15 protein-coding genes are annotated in these 14,838 nt (G+C 41.0%); 10 read left to right on the top strand and 5 right to left on the bottom strand.

The features are described 5' to 3' along the window. Positions 1-134: 134 nt before the first annotated feature. The gene (locus AN394_RS07085) at positions 135-2,981 is read right to left on the bottom strand and encodes a TonB-dependent receptor domain-containing protein (protein ID WP_054562428.1); all 2,847 of its coding nucleotides are present in this window, start codon (positions 2,979-2,981) and stop codon (positions 135-137) included. A 346-nt stretch (positions 2,982-3,327) separates the two neighbouring features. Between AN394_RS07085 and AN394_RS07080 the strand changes: the two genes are divergently transcribed. Next, complete coding sequence (locus AN394_RS07080) at positions 3,328-3,714, top strand: cytochrome b562 (protein ID WP_054562427.1); 387 nt, start codon at positions 3,328-3,330, stop codon at positions 3,712-3,714. Positions 3,715-3,765: 51 nt separating this feature from the next. On the opposite strand, the gene ykgO is transcribed toward AN394_RS07080, so the two are convergent. Both ykgO and AN394_RS07070 read right to left on the bottom strand, forming a co-directional pair. Then, the gene (gene ykgO, locus AN394_RS07075) at positions 3,766-3,903 is read right to left on the bottom strand and encodes a type B 50S ribosomal protein L36 (RefSeq protein WP_054554561.1); all 138 of its coding nucleotides are present in this window, start codon (positions 3,901-3,903) and stop codon (positions 3,766-3,768) included. Between the two features lie 19 nt (positions 3,904-3,922). Beyond that, positions 3,923-4,174, bottom strand: coding sequence for a type B 50S ribosomal protein L31 (locus AN394_RS07070; RefSeq protein WP_054562425.1), 252 nt, complete (start codon positions 4,172-4,174; stop codon positions 3,923-3,925). A gap of 249 nt (positions 4,175-4,423) precedes the next feature. Between AN394_RS07070 and AN394_RS07065 the strand changes: the two genes are divergently transcribed. Further along, positions 4,424-4,651, top strand: coding sequence for a hypothetical protein (locus tag AN394_RS07065; RefSeq protein ID WP_408002938.1), 228 nt, complete (start codon positions 4,424-4,426; stop codon positions 4,649-4,651). 69 nt (positions 4,652-4,720) lie between these two features. Here AN394_RS07065 and AN394_RS07060 read toward each other — a convergent pair whose 3' ends face one another. Continuing rightward, positions 4,721-8,497 (bottom strand): S8 family serine peptidase, encoded by a 3,777-nt coding sequence (locus AN394_RS07060; RefSeq protein ID WP_055021097.1) that lies wholly within the window; start codon positions 8,495-8,497, stop codon positions 4,721-4,723. 236 nt (positions 8,498-8,733) lie between these two features. After that, positions 8,734-9,387, bottom strand: a complete 654-nt coding sequence (locus AN394_RS07055) for a DUF6058 family natural product biosynthesis protein (protein WP_054562423.1) — start codon at positions 9,385-9,387, stop codon at positions 8,734-8,736. Between the two features lie 160 nt (positions 9,388-9,547). Between AN394_RS07055 and dapA the strand changes: the two genes are divergently transcribed. The 8 genes from dapA (at position 9,548) to AN394_RS07015 (ending at position 14,836) form a co-directional block, all read left to right on the top strand. Next, on the top strand, positions 9,548-10,462 hold the full coding sequence (gene dapA, locus AN394_RS07050; protein WP_055021116.1) for a 4-hydroxy-tetrahydrodipicolinate synthase: 915 nt from the start codon (positions 9,548-9,550) through the stop codon (positions 10,460-10,462). A 106-nt stretch (positions 10,463-10,568) separates the two neighbouring features. Further along, positions 10,569-11,279, top strand: coding sequence for a beta-ketoacyl synthase chain length factor (locus tag AN394_RS07045; RefSeq protein ID WP_152968918.1), 711 nt, complete (start codon positions 10,569-10,571; stop codon positions 11,277-11,279). Then, positions 11,269-12,054 (top strand): 1-acyl-sn-glycerol-3-phosphate acyltransferase, encoded by a 786-nt coding sequence (locus tag AN394_RS07040; protein ID WP_054562421.1) that lies wholly within the window; start codon positions 11,269-11,271, stop codon positions 12,052-12,054. The genes AN394_RS07045 and AN394_RS07040 overlap by 11 nt, the downstream gene beginning before the upstream one ends. Continuing rightward, complete coding sequence (locus AN394_RS07035) at positions 12,051-12,308, top strand: phosphopantetheine-binding protein (RefSeq protein WP_054554555.1); 258 nt, start codon at positions 12,051-12,053, stop codon at positions 12,306-12,308. Before AN394_RS07040 ends, AN394_RS07035 begins: the two co-directional genes overlap by 4 nt. 25 nt (positions 12,309-12,333) lie before the next feature. After that, on the top strand, positions 12,334-12,579 hold the full coding sequence (locus AN394_RS07030) for an acyl carrier protein (RefSeq protein ID WP_054554554.1): 246 nt from the start codon (positions 12,334-12,336) through the stop codon (positions 12,577-12,579). A gap of 8 nt (positions 12,580-12,587) precedes the next feature. Further along, positions 12,588-13,154 carry a hypothetical protein gene (locus AN394_RS07025; protein WP_055021096.1) on the top strand — a complete coding sequence of 189 codons (567 nt, stop codon included), beginning with the start codon at positions 12,588-12,590 and terminating at the stop codon, positions 13,152-13,154. After that, complete coding sequence (locus tag AN394_RS07020; protein WP_054562419.1) at positions 13,141-14,499, top strand: class I adenylate-forming enzyme family protein; 1,359 nt, start codon at positions 13,141-13,143, stop codon at positions 14,497-14,499. The genes AN394_RS07025 and AN394_RS07020 overlap by 14 nt, the downstream gene beginning before the upstream one ends. Continuing rightward, the gene (locus AN394_RS07015) at positions 14,483-14,836 is read left to right on the top strand and encodes a thioester dehydrase (RefSeq protein WP_054562418.1); all 354 of its coding nucleotides are present in this window, start codon (positions 14,483-14,485) and stop codon (positions 14,834-14,836) included. The genes AN394_RS07020 and AN394_RS07015 overlap by 17 nt, the downstream gene beginning before the upstream one ends. The last annotated feature ends 2 nt before the right edge of the window (positions 14,837-14,838 follow it).

Raw genomic sequence — 14,838 nt, 5'->3', positions numbered from 1 at the left:
TTAAAAGGCCGATAGGGTAGAGTATAGCGTGAATTGGTGGGTTTTAAGTAAATGATTGGAATAGGATAGTTTTTATATCTGATAGAAAAAGGGCTGCACAAAAGTGCAGCCCCAAGAGAATCAAATTTTAACGATTAGAAATCGTAAGATAGTCTTAAGTAGCCGAAACGACCGATGTTGTCGTAACTTGCACTACCTGAACCTGTGCCTCTTGTACCGAATGGAAGCTCTCGGTTAAAGATGTTATCAACACCTACTTTCACACCAAAGCCGCTTTCGAAGTTATAACCAACGGTTGCGTCAGAAATAACATAGCTACCAAACTTCATTAAGCTGTTTGGATTCGGGTTATCTTCTAATTCTTGGTCTGTGTAAAGGCTTACTTCATCTAGGTAACGTGTATCAAAGGTTGCAAAGAAACCATCACGCTTATAAGAGATAGTTAAGTTAGCTTGCCATTTAGCTTCACCCGTTGTACCTGCGTACTCGATGTAATCTTCAGGTTCGTCTTGGAATGGGAACTCTTTACGTTCAATTAGGTAAGTACCAATTAAGCGTGTAGAGAAGTTGCCTTCTAGAGCATCAAAGTCATAACCTAACTCAAAGTCAACACCTGATACTTCTTGTCCAGAAACGTTTAATACCGAGTTTTGGATAAGTGTAATTTCATGTGAGCTGCTATCACGTGTGATTAGATTACAGTATTGGTTATTAATACCGCCTTCAGCGTCAACACAACGGTCAAGAATTTCTTGAGAAGCAATCGTTGTAATAGCGTCTTCTAATTCAATTTTCCAATAGTCGATTGTAACAACTGAGTTTTCTAGGAATGATGGCTGGTAAACTAAACCAATTGTAGTACTGGTTGACTCTTCACCTTTAACATCTTTGTTACCGCTTACTAAACCTTCAAGCGTTTGTGAATCGTAATCTGATTCAAAACCAGCAGGAACACCTAATGCTGCACAGTTTGCACGGCGAACTTCTGAGTTTTGTAAATCATCTAGGTTATCTGCTAAACAAGGGTCATCAACGTTGTAGAATGTTTGGCTCGCTGCACCGAAAATTTCGCCAATGTTTGGCGCACGTAGTGCTTCAGATTGTGTTGCACGAACACGTAATTGATCGTTCACAGTCCAATCTAAACCAACTTTCCAGCTTGTTGCATCGCCAATAGTGCTATAGTCAGCATAACGTACCGCTGTATCTAGTACTAAGTCTTGAACAAGTGGCAAGTCAGCTAGTAGCGGGATTGATGCTTCAAAGTAAATCTCGTTTACATCAAAATCACCTTTGTCTTCACCAAGTGCGTTAAAGAACGTTCCTACTGCGTTATCAGGCTCTTTAGTTTCACTTTCTTCTTTACGGTATTCAACACCGGCAGCAAAACCAACATAGCCTGCTGGTAATTCATAAATTGCTGAGTTTGCAAGTGATGCTGTTACTACTGTTTGAGTAATTTCAGAAGTACCTGTTGATACTGTATTAATGTAATCAATCGCTTCTTGACTTGGTGCGCCAAAGCCCATGATGTTTACTGGTACGCAACCTTCAGCGCGCGCTTCTTCACTACGACAAACAACATTACCTTCGCCATCATCAACTGCGTCAAGAGCATTGTAGTAGTTTGCCATAATCATGTTAGCGCCATTAATACGCTCTAAGTCAGTTTGGCCATGAACAACTGATGCATCTAATTCCCAGTCATTGAATACTGTGCCTCTTAAGCCTGCAACAAAGCGGGTTGTTTCACGTGTGTTGTTTTCAATACGACGACCTAAATCTGTCATCATACGGTTAACCATGATTGAGCTAACACCTTCTTGTTCCATTAGATCTTTAACGCTTGAGTCAAGGTATGGGTTGTCAATCTTGATGCTGTTATTAGGGTTAAAGAAGAAAAATGCTGGCTGGCCAATGCTTTCGCCTTCGCTGTTTACATATTTTGCTTCGAAATAAGCATTCATATCTTCAGCAACGTCATAGTTTACTTTAAAGTTTACGTTGTAGCGCTCAAATTCTGGCTGAATTTCATTGAATTGAGCAAGGTTAAATGAATCACAGTCAGCACATGCAAGACCATCTACTCGGTCACCTATATAAATGTCACGAAGGCTGCCATCTGGGTTGAATGAGTTAACATAGCCATTGCTTGATGCAAAAACACCTGCATTATTAATCGCATAATAGCCAGCATTTGGTGTGTAAATTTTATCAGGGAAATTTGGATCGTCTTTGTTCTCTTCATTTTGAGCTGGGTTACGCAAGCTAAAGAAAGAGCCATCAGTCCACGGGTGATCAAGCGCATTTAATGTATTTTGGCCTGAGTATTCAACAGCAAAGGCAACATTACCGCGGTCATTATCAAAGTTTGTACCGTATGAAAACGTTGCTTTTTCGTTTTTGTAATCACTTAGTTCAGAGGCACCTTTGGTAACACTAACACTTAAGCCTTCGATATTCTTTTTAAGAATAAAGTTAACTACGCCTGTTACAGCATCGGCACCGTATACAGCTGATGCACCACCGGTGATAATTTCAACACGCTCTACCCAAACACTTGGAATTGTATTGGTGTCAACTGATTGAGTACCAGCAGAACTTGAAACATGGCGTTTGCCATCGACAAGAACAAGTGTACGAGCTGTGCCCATATTACGCAAATCAAGAATGTTAAGGCCCGCAGTACCGATAAAACGGCCTGAGTTTGATAGTGAATAAGTATTACCAAGTGCTGGTAATTTATTTAGTGCCTCACCAATATTAACCGCGCCAGTATTAACTAAGTCTTCACCGCTTATCACTGTAACTGGAGCAGGGGCAATAGCACCTTCACGTAAAATGCGTGACCCTGTTACTTCGATACGGTCAATTGATTTTGCGCCTTCTTCTTCAGCAGCTAACGATTGGCTAGAAATGGCAAGTGCCGATGAGCATAGAGCAAGCTTTATGCTAGCACCTAAATAATTATTTTTTATCATTGTTTCACCTGTTACTTTATTGTTTTATCCCTGAGTTGGGGTGTTAACTAAGTGTTCTAATTGTTAACGTGATGCACTTTATCATTGTTCCTATTTTATGCAAATAAAAACTTCGTAGCAATTTGTAGTATAAATAAGCTTTTCTATTACAATATCTTATGAATTTATATGGTTTTAAGTTAGTGCTGTCACCATTTATTATTGATGTAATATAAATGATAATTATTGTTCTTTGATGCGCTTTCTAGATAGTACTATTTTAGTGAAAATTAAGAGAAGCTCATGTATTAGGCCAGTGACATTTTTCGGTTTATAATGGCGACAAGGTTTTACACATGAGTATCTTATGAAATTAATTCTTGTCATTTTTTTGCTGTTTTTTTCTAGTTTGAGTGCCGCCTCCGATATTGATCTTGAGGCCAATATGAAAAACATGGGGCTTGCTTATAAAAACTCAGTGCGAGCAACTGATTTAGCTACCTTTAATACCGCTATCGATGAATTTATTGAGTTGTTAGAGACTGCCAAAACAGCTGATTTTAAACAGCATAAAACGGCGTCTTTAGAAGGGCTTGATAAAGTCATAAATCAAGCAAAGCAAGCTAAGCAACTTGCAACGACCCGTGGCCTTGAAGCTGCAAAAGCGCCGCTTAAATCTATTGATGAGCTACGTAAGAAATACCATGAGCTACATGAGCCGCCAGGTTTTTGGGAATTGCTATTTGGTAAGTAAGTTATTGAGTTAAAATTACTTTAATTTAAAAAAGGTGCCTAGGCACCTTTTTTAACGCTTTTTCTTTTTACCTTGAACGGCTTTAAAGCGCGGATTGTCTTTATTAATAACATAGACACGACCTTTACGCTTTACGATTTGGCAGCCCGGGCGGTTCTTCGCGCTTTTTAATGAACTTAACACTTTCATGTTCTTTCCTTAATAGCAACTACTTGCTAGCTAAGTTTTTGAAACGACGATTAAACGCAGCAACACGGCCATCGCTTGCAACGGCTTTTTGCTTACCGGTATAAAACGGGTGTGAATCGCTTGATACGTCAATTGGCACATAAGGGTAGGTTCTTCCCTCAAGTTCAATCGTGCGCGAAGTTTTAATTGTCGAACCAATAATAAAGTAGCTGTCTGCCGCTGTATCATGAAACGCGACTTGCTGGTAATCAGGGTGGATATTTGGCTTCATAATGTACCTGTTTGTTATGTGATAATGTAGCAATCATAGGGTGATTGACTGTTTGGGTCAAGATAAAAATGATTCTTATTTATATTGGTTTGTCTTAATTTTGTACAAGCTGAGCAATCAATAAGCAGTTAGATTTAAAAAGCTGGATATTGTCGATAAGGCTGTTATAACTAGGTATGCGTGCTTATTTTAAAGAGGGATATGGAAGTGAATGATAAAACTAGCCGTGAAGAACTAGATCAAAATGTAATGAACACGCTTCGCGATAAAGACCACTCTGTTTTAGCTAGTCATGTAGACACCTTGTCGTGTACTCACAACGATATTATTGAGTTGTTAGCACAGTATTTAGCACTGAGTGAACAAGATGATGATGAGCGTTTCGATACCTGGTTTGATAATCTAAGTAAAGAGCAACACACCGTTGTGAAGACTTTCGAAGTGTATCGTGGTCAGTACGAGCATTTAGATTCTTAATACTTGATCAAGTTGTTTTTACATTAAAAAAGCCACCCGAAGGCGGCTTTGCTGATTAGCGCTAACTAATTAATCTAACATGTAAGCTCGCATGGTAATTTGCTCTGCTTGGCTTGAACCATAATCTGAAACAATCGTTCGAATATGGACAAAGTCACCGACGTTTCCAGTATTAGGGATCGTAGCTACCCATTCACCGTCAATGTGTTCAACTTGTGCATCTAACCAGTTTTCGCTTGAGAACTTCGTTGATACAGGGCAATAGATATAAGCAGGCACGTTAGCAATCGTACATTCTTGGCCGTATGCATATTGGAACTGTACACCTGCCAGCGCCACTTCACCTACACCGTCTAGTAAACCCGTTAACTTAACTTGAGCCGCTTCACCCGCTTTCATGCTGTTATTAATATCAACCGGTAAATCAACCATAGGCACTAAAATTGGCTGAACACCTTGTTGTTGCTCGTCAGCCGTAAATGTATAGAAACCTTGGTAAAGAGAACCTAGCTTATCATTTATTGGAGAGCGCTCACCAACACCACGGGCATAAGAACGCATTTCTAAGGTAATTTGATGAGAGCCCGGCTCAAGAGTTAACGTACCTTGATACGGAGATGCTGGCTCACCATTTACTTTTAAACCAAAGGCTGAGCTACCCATAAAGCCAAAAATACCATCATGGTTTGCGGCATCGCCAAACGAGGCAAGGTTAAAGTAAAGAACATTGGTATCGCGGCTAATAATCGCCGAGCCACTGCTGCCCAAGCTACCAGCACGTGGACCTTTAAACCAAGTGGTGTTTTGCTCAGCACCTTCAGTCATTGCGCGTGGACCATCAAAATAAGCGCCACCACTTTGAATTTGATAGTTTGGCATAACGACATTCGTCCATGCATTTTTTGTACTTGCTGTGTAATATTCATCACGCTGATGAGGTAACATAATTAACTGTGAGCTACCTGTTGAGTAGAACTCCCCGGTACTGTTGGTCATTGCCATAACATCAGTCCATGCAGGGCGCTCATCATTTTGCGAGTGATAAGACGCACTTATTTTATGCATTTTATGTTCAGCAATATTGATTTGCCCAGATTGAATTCGGCCATCAACAATATGGTTTATTGAATAAGCATAAGGTGAGCGTTCAGCCGCAATACCAGACCAGCTAACGATATTGTTGCCAGCCTCGATTTCTGCCATTAAGGCTTCACCTTGTTCGGTACTAATACCAATCACGGGGACTTTTGGTGTGCCTGTGATTGTCCCTTTATATCGACCGCCACGACCAGGACGATAAAAGATCACACCACTGGCGCCATTTTTCATCGCATTACCGACCATGTAAGACGTGAGGTAATTAGGATTAGTAATAAGCGCAATTTTGCCGTCTAACTCAAATTGACTCCAATCAGTGCTGTAGCCAGCATCACCGACAGGCACGACTTCTGCAGAGCCTTCACCATGAAAAGACAGTGCTAAACCTTGTTTGATGTAATCAAGTTCAACTCCGTTTTGCATAGTGACGGTTGTTTCTGGAGCTACCGCGCGGGTGGTGATAAATGAGCGAAAGCGATCGTCATGACCTTGTGACCATGCATACATATCATTTACGTAATCAGGAGCCATTTCGATAGCTGCAAGCTTCGCAACTTCTTGATCGTCAATCGCGTAAGTAAAGCCAAACGAATAACCTTGTGGATCAAGAGGCTGGTCAGCTTTAAAGGTAACAGGCTGAGCGTTACGTGCATCAAAGTTAATCTCTGTTTTGCCATCAATCTTACGATTTAATACAGCCATTTGTGCCGCTGATTCTACTAAACCAGAGCTGGTTTGCGGATTATCGTAAGTCATAATGTTAGCAATCAACGTATAGTAACCAGCAGGTACATCGATATTGGCTTTACCGCCAGTGAGCCTAACAAGACTGCCCCAATCATCTTCTTCATTTATTAAGTAAAGCTTAGATGGAGAGCCTGCTTGATTACCCCAGCGATCAGTCAGGTTAACAGTTAAATTAAAATGAGGTTGGTCAATCCAAAATGACACTGGCACAGTCACTTGTTGGTCGGTATTGCCAACGGTTTTGCCTGTGATACGACCTGTAATTGCACCATAAGCACTGTTATTAAGTGCCACACTAGGGTCAATCCACATAGGGACTTGAGCAACACCTTTGGCTGGGATTGTCACAGATTTAACATCTAACCCTGCCAAGGTCGCCGGTAATTGTGTTTTGCCATCTTCACCGATTAAATCTAATTTCAATTTTAATTTAATATTTTCATCAGAGGTGTTTGTTAACGTGATCTGTGTTTCGGTAAATGCACTATTGGCATTATCAAAGTAGTCAAGTTCACGGTTTGCAGGGGCCACAATAGCTTGGTCAATGGCACGGTCGATATTCATGGCACCGGCACCTTGCTCAAGGACGTGAGAATCACTACTAAATACAGATGATGTAAGCACGTCTTTAATTTCTTTTGGCGTAAGGTTTTGGCGAGCTTGCATTACAATTGCAGCACCACCGGCAACATGCGGGGCAGCCATTGATGTACCTGAATACACGCGGTAGGCCGTATCACCTAAGCCACCAGAAGCCGCGGCAACCACAGAGACACCTTGCGAGGCAATATCTGGTTTTGCTGAGTGGCCATCTGGCGATGGACCGCGTGAAGAGAACGACGCCGTATTGCCATCACGATCAATAGCACCCACGGTTAATGCACTTGGCGCGCAGCCCGGTGAACCAATCGTTTCACGGGTAAAGCTATTGCCCGCAGAGATAACAAATAAAGCCTTATCGCTAAGCGCTTCAACCATCTCAACCAATGGGCCACTACAGGTTGTTGCTGTGCCACCCAATGACATATTTACAATGTCAGCTTGTTCTGAAAGCACCGCCCATTGCATGCCATTTAAAATACCGTAGGTTGATCCTCCTCCAGTATTACCAAGTACTTTACCGATAATTAAATCGGCGGCTGGTGCCACACCGACCCATTTGCCTGCTGACTCATGGCCATTGCCTGCAACGGTTGAGGCTGTATGAGTTCCATGACCATTTAAGTCATCTACACCGTTGCTCGAATACGTAAAATCACGTGATGCAATGACACGACCTAGTAAGTCTGGGTGCTCGGTGTCGTAGCCTGTATCAAGTACGGCAACTTTAATACCTTCGCCATTATAGTTAATCGCTGACTCACCATATGCGCCGGTTAGTGAGACTGTTGGAGTCAGTGTTTCTGACTGGGTAACCTTGTGAGCATGAACGACAGCATCAAGCCAAATACCTTCAACGTCAGCTTGTGCAACCAGGGTTTGCCAAGTTTGCGCTGCTTTGTCTTTGTTGATTGCAAATGCGGCGCTGTCGATTAGCTCAATTTCACCGGTTAATGACATACCAGCAAGCGTTGCTGGGACTGCAGATCCTGCAAGGGTGCCGTCGCGGTATTCAACAATGACGGGGAGCGCGTCGGTTGATGCATCATCGTAACCCGATTCATATAACTTATTAATGTTAAATAACTCTAAATCGATCGCATTTGAATCAACTAAGGCTTGAGCATGGTTTGGAACAACATAGGTGTTGTTACCACGTTTAAAGATACTGGTGAATGTATCTGAACTATCTGCATTCACTAATCGAATGCCGCCTAGCTTGCCGTCTTTATTGACAACAGCCGATACTTTGTCCCCAGTGATCAAAGTGAATGTAAGGGCATCCGCTTTACTTTGTTGTGTAACAAATGATTCTTCTGCGGTTGCTGGTTGGGCAATCGATAAGCCGAGCATGGCTAAGTAGGTCGCCTTTAAGCGACCAAGCCTTGGAAAAGGTTTCATCTTTTCATCCTTTATTTTGATGTAATTAGTTTGGAAGAAAGGAGTTATTGCTAGCTGTTAAAATAACAAATATGACAAGAGCAATAACTCAACCAGACCAATCTATCGATCAAGCAGATGAAAACCTACAAAACAAAGGTAGCAAATTGTATTAACCTATTTATAACAAAATAAACACTGTTGTAACTTTGTGCGGTCATTCAGTTTCGCTTCATTTTAAGCGCAAAAATGAGAGGTTATTTTACCGATAGATCGTACTTTGCCACTACGTCATCAATATAACGATGGCGTAAGGTGTTTTTACCTTCGTTGCCCGTTCCATGACTTAACGCGCGGTTCATTAATTTGAGCGCTTTATGTAAGCTTTGGCGCTCTTCCACGCTTAAACCTGTTTTAGTGCGTAGTTCAGTAATATCATCAATCAATAACTTAGCCACATCGAGCTGTACGGCTTCTTCAACTAAGCCATTTTGTGTTAGCACACCGTATTTACTGCATAAAAACTGCTGCCAAACTTGCTGTAAGTGCTCGTCAATTTCACTGCCAAATAATTCTTCATCGATAGCAAAGCCTTGCTCAGCAAGCTTACTGAGTTGATTTGAATATTGCTGAGCAAAATAATTAAACGCTTGGCAGGATGAGCTTATGTCATGTTTGATAATTAATTGCCCCCAACTAGTGGCACCACGAGGGTAATAGTCTTGATATTCTTCGCATTGATAAATGCCCGAATATGAACTGCATTCTAATTGACTCTGCAAACAGTAACTCGGCTTTGGAAATAAACTACTTTGTTGCCATGCCGATAGCGTTTCCTCATCAATTGAGAGGGTATGGCACAGCTCTTCGGTGGTATAAAAGTAGGTTGCCAAAAATTTTGAAAGTTGCATTATCAAATACTCACAATAAACACTGTTAATTTATACAGTATTTTATTTTGGCTTAACTTTGATTTTTTCTCAAGTATTTTTATTTATTGCAGCACACTACTCGGAAAATGCCTGTGTTTGTGATACAACTAGCGCAAATTTTCCAAACATTAAAAAAGTTATGCGCAACCTAGAAACAATTAAACAAGCAAGTTTGATCACCGCTATAAAAACACCTTATTTAACCAATGGTGAAATTGATCTTGCATGTTATGACGACCTTGTTGAACAGCAAATTGCAGCTGGTGTTGATGGCATTATTGTCGGTGGTACCACAGGTGAAGGGCAATTAATGAATTGGGAAGAACACTTAATGCTAATTGCTCACAGTGTTAGCAAATTCTCTGACCGTTTATTAATTGTCGGTAATACAGGTAGCAACAATACGCGAGAAGCGATTAAAGCAACCGAGTATGGTTTTGCCACCGGTATGGATGCAGCGCTACAAATTAACCCTTATTACGGACGTACGTCGCTGGCGGGTGTGAAAGAGCACTTTAATCGTTTACTTGATATTGGTCCTGCGTTTATCTACAACGTAGCAGGTCGTACAGGCCAAGACTTAACACCCGATATCATTGAGCCACTCGCGAAGCACGAAAACTTTATCGGTGTAAAAGAGTGCGGTGGCAATGAGCGTATTGCTCATTATGAACAGCAAGGTATTGCTTGTTGGTCAGGTAATGACGATGAAGCGCATGATGCAAGACACATTCATAACGCGCACGGTGTTATCTCGGTTACATCTAATATTATTCCAGGCTTATTCCGTCAGTTAATGGATGAGCAAAATGATGCACTTAATGCAAAACTACAGCCACTTATGGGCTGGTTATTCTGCGAGCCTAATCCAATTGCAATCAATACGGCACTTATGATGACAGGCGCGGTAAATCCTGTGTTCCGTCTTCCTTATGTGCCACTAACAAGTGCTCAGCAAGAAATCGGTTTAGGTTACATTAACGAACTCGATGTTGCTGATATAGTAGGTGAAAAAGCACAACTTTTAACCGAAAAAGACGTTATTTTACGATAAAAATGAATGAGTGCTTAATTGCGGCTGTAATTAAGCACCATTGTTTTACTTTTTTGTAGCTAATAGGTAAAATTAGCAATCGTTTGGCGTTATAAGAATAATATTTGTGAAATTTGTTGTTGAGAATTTGAGTTTATGGGTTGCACCCGAGCAACAAATAGCAGAATTAAGCCATCTCAATCTTGCTGACCTTGATTTAAGCTGGGTTGCACCGATGCAGCGCCGCCGCTTAAGCCCATTTATGAAAATGGCGCTTCATACTATGCATCAAGCGCAAGGTGAGTATCAGCAGCTAGCTGTTAATTTTTCATCGCGTCATGGCGACTTACCAAAAACATCGCAACTGTTACATTCACTTGTCGAACAAGAGCCTCTTTCTCCGACCGCATTTGGTCTGAGTGTACATAATGCTGCAACCGGATTATTTTCGATTATTGCAAAAAATAAAGCCCCGATGAATGCTATTGCTGGTGACCAAGACAGCATTATTTCTGCCATGATAGATGGTTTTGCGCGTGTTCATAGTGGTATTGAACAGCAGATTTTGATTGCTCATGCCGAAAGTGTATTACCAGATGAGTACTTACCATTTAGCGACGAGCAACAAATTGCTCATAGTGTATCGTTCGTATTATCAACAGCGCAGACCGGTAAGCCGTATTTTGAATTAACAAAACTACCTGAATCAGAACATACTCAAAGTGACTCGTGTTTACCACTGAGTTTGCAATTAGCAGCTGCTTTAACAAGCAAAGGATCACAATCGCTGCTTTCGCATCAACAATCAGCTTGGATGCTACAGTACCATGGCGACTAACGTTTACATTAAGTTGAATAAAATTTGGCGGGTACTGGCAACCGGGTTTTGTTTTTCTGTATTTGGTTTTGGCGGTATTGTACTCACCTTGTTGGTTTTGCCTCTACAACGTTTATTTGAACCTTGCCAAGCGAAACGTAAGCAAAAAGCCCGTTTAACGGTTCACTATAGTTTTAAATTCTTTGTTGCCTTAATGCATTACACCGGTGCTATCCATTTTTCTGTGCAAGATAAACAGAAATTTCATGACCTGAGAGGGCAATTAGTTCTTGCCAATCACCCTTCATTAATTGATGTTGTGGTGCTGATATCTGTGATTAAAAATGCTGACTGCGTGGTCAAAGCACACTTATTTAAAAATCCGTTTATGCGCGGTGTAATTAAAGGCACAGGTTATATTAGTAATGAAGACCCGCAAGAGTTACTGAATGATTGTGAAGCATCTCTCGCTGCTGGAAATAATCTGATAATCTTTCCTGAAGGCACCCGCACAACCCCAGGTGAACAGCTAAAATTTAAGCGTGGCGCTGCGAATATTGCTGCGCGTTGTAAAGCTCCAATTACCTCAGTGCTGATTAGTATGAAGCCCAGCACTTTGACCAAAGGCACACCATGGTATTGCGTTGCTGCAACAAAAGCGCATTTTGAGATGCGCTTTGCCACTGACCCATTTACGTTTAACGACACATTTAATAATGAACAACCCGCCATGCAAGCACGACAATTAACCCGTGATTTGCAACATTACTTTTCAGAGGAACTCAGGCACCTATGACTGAACTAAAGAACAAAATAAAACAATTAATCATTAGCAGCTTAGATCTTGAAGATATTACCGTGGATGATATTGAAAATGACCAACCTTTGTTTGTTGATGGTTTAGGCCTAGATAGCATCGATGCGCTTGAGCTTGGCTTAGCCATTAAAAAAGAGTTTAACGTTAAGATTGACGCAAACTCAGAACAAACAAAAGCCCATTTTGCATCGGTAGATGCACTGGCAGAATTTATTAACCAACACCAATCATAATACAGACTTAGAAGTAGGAATAAGCATGAAAACCGCTGCTGACATTTACAACGTTTTACAGGGCATTTTAGTAGATGAATTTGAGATCGATGCTGATGATATCAGCCTAGATGCGCACCTGTATCAAGACCTAGATCTTGATAGCATTGATGCTGTTGACTTAGTTGTAAAACTACGCGAAATCACTGGTAAGAAAATTGAGCCAGATGCATTTAAGCAAGTGCGTACTGTGCAAGATGTTGTAAACGAAGTAGAAAAACTCGTTTCATAAACATTACTATGCTCAAAGCGATAACCACAACATTGCTCTTCGTATGCTTATCTTTATACCCATTTATTGTGTATTTTGGATTACAGCATATCTCATTAAGGCAAGTGAGCTTGGTATTGATGGTATTGTTAGGTTTAAGGCTTTTACTTAGCAAGAAGTTACTGACATCTATGCCATGGATAAAGCCAGCCTCTATTTTGGCTATTATCGCTTTAGCAACAACGCAGTTTTTTAACAGTGATCTGGGCTTAAAGCTTTACCCAGTCATTATAAATACAGTAATGGCCATAACCTTTGCTTATTCGTTGAAAAGTGGCCCAACAGTCATTGAAAGTTTTGCTCGAATTAAAGAGCCTGATCTTGATGAGAAAGGGGTTAATTACACGCGCCAAGTTACTAAAGTATGGTGCGCGTTTTTTATTATTAATGGCAGTATTGCGTTATACACTAGCCTATTTACTTCGTTACAGACATGGACTCTGTACAACGGATTAATAGCCTATATTTTGATAGCTCTCTTAGGCCTTGTGGAATGGCTTGTAAGACAAAAGGTTAAAAGTAATGGTAGCGAGTAACCTGAAATTTCACCCAGACGCTGCATTTGTTGTTGCAGGGCAGCCAATAACACAAACACAGTTTTTTGCTGATATTGCGGCTTATCAAAGTAAGCTCACAGCGCTTAAAGCTGGCAGCCATGTGGTGTTATTCCACCCTGATACCTACCAATTTGCAGTGCGCTTATTTGCTTTAGCGTGTAGTGGTTATAATGTTATTTTGCCACCTAATGGTCAGCACGAAACCTTAAGTTTATTGCTAGCACAGTCTGCTTTTTTTGCCGGCGATGCGACCAATATCAATGATGATGTGCTATTTACTAACCTTGAGCAAAGTCTTGGTCACACGCCTTTGCAAACTAACCGTTTACAATGGCCAACAAACACAGCGGTTATATTTTATACTTCAGGCTCATCAGGACAATCTAAACCGATAGTGAAACCGTGGCGGGTATTAAATCGAGAGCTTGCAGTACTTTCAATGTCATTTGACTTACCCAGCCAGTTTACGTTTTTAGCAACCGTTTCGCATCAACATATTTACGGCTTATTATTTCGTTTACTTTGGCCGTTGGCGAAAGGCCATATAATTGATAGTGAACAAATTCAGTATCCTGAACATATTGCGCAAAGACTAAAAAATATTCGTTATGCAGCGCTCGTTTCAAGCCCTGCGCAACTTGGTCGTTTATGTGCTGATAATGTGTTAATTCCTGAACGCGACAAAATTAAGTGGTTATTTTCCTCTGGCGGACCACTCAACAATGAACATGCCGAAACTTTATTTAACCAGTTAGCTCGCCCGGCTACCCAAGTATTTGGTAGTACCGAAACCGGCGGTATTGCTTATCGACAAGTTACACAGGCGGCGGTTGATGTACCATGGCAGCCGTTTAATGGTAATTTTTTATCGCTGAATCATGAAGGGCGCTTGATGCTAGATTCTGCGATTTTAGAGCAATCGAATTTCCCTTTAGACGATAGAGCACTCGTTCATAAAAATGGTCAATTTAAACTGTTGGGCCGTATAGACAGAACGATAAAAATTGAAGAAAAACGTTTAAACCTAGATGAGCTTGAGAGTTATCTGCAAAGTCACGACTGGATAAAAGAAGCAAAAGTGGTGGTTATTCCAGCTAAGCGCGTGCAAATTGGTGCGGTGGTTGTACTCAGTGAAGAAGCTAATAAAGAGCTTGAACAACAGGGTAAATTGGCAATTAACCGCGCTTTACAAGCACACCTCTCAAACCGCTTTGAACGTATTTGCTTACCACGTAAATGGCGCTACATCGATGCACTTCCTTTTAACAGCCAAGCTAAATTAAGTTTAAAAACATTGGAGCAGTATTTTGCCAAGCCTGAATAACGTGACCCCAGAGGTGGCCGTTTTATCACAAACAGAAACTAGCGTGAGTTTAGCGTTAACCATTGCGGCTGATTTAGATTATTTTCGCGGCCACTTTCCAGATGCGCCAATTTTAGCAGGCGTAGTACAGCTGGATTGGGCAGTAAAATATGCTCAGCAATATTTGGGTTTTGGCAAACTAGTACAAGATTTAGAAGTGTTAAAGTTTCAGGTAGTAACAACCCCTGATATGACGGTAAACCTCACCCTTGAGCGCAATGCAAAAGGCAAATGTTTGTTTAGCTATCAATCAGAAAAAGGCCAGCATGCGTCTGGTCGAATTGTATTTTGTGATTAAGC

Source organism: Pseudoalteromonas sp. P1-26 (assembly GCF_001401795.1).
GTDB lineage: Bacteria > Pseudomonadota > Gammaproteobacteria > Enterobacterales > Alteromonadaceae > Pseudoalteromonas.
This window is presented reverse-complemented; position numbering and strand designations above follow the sequence as displayed.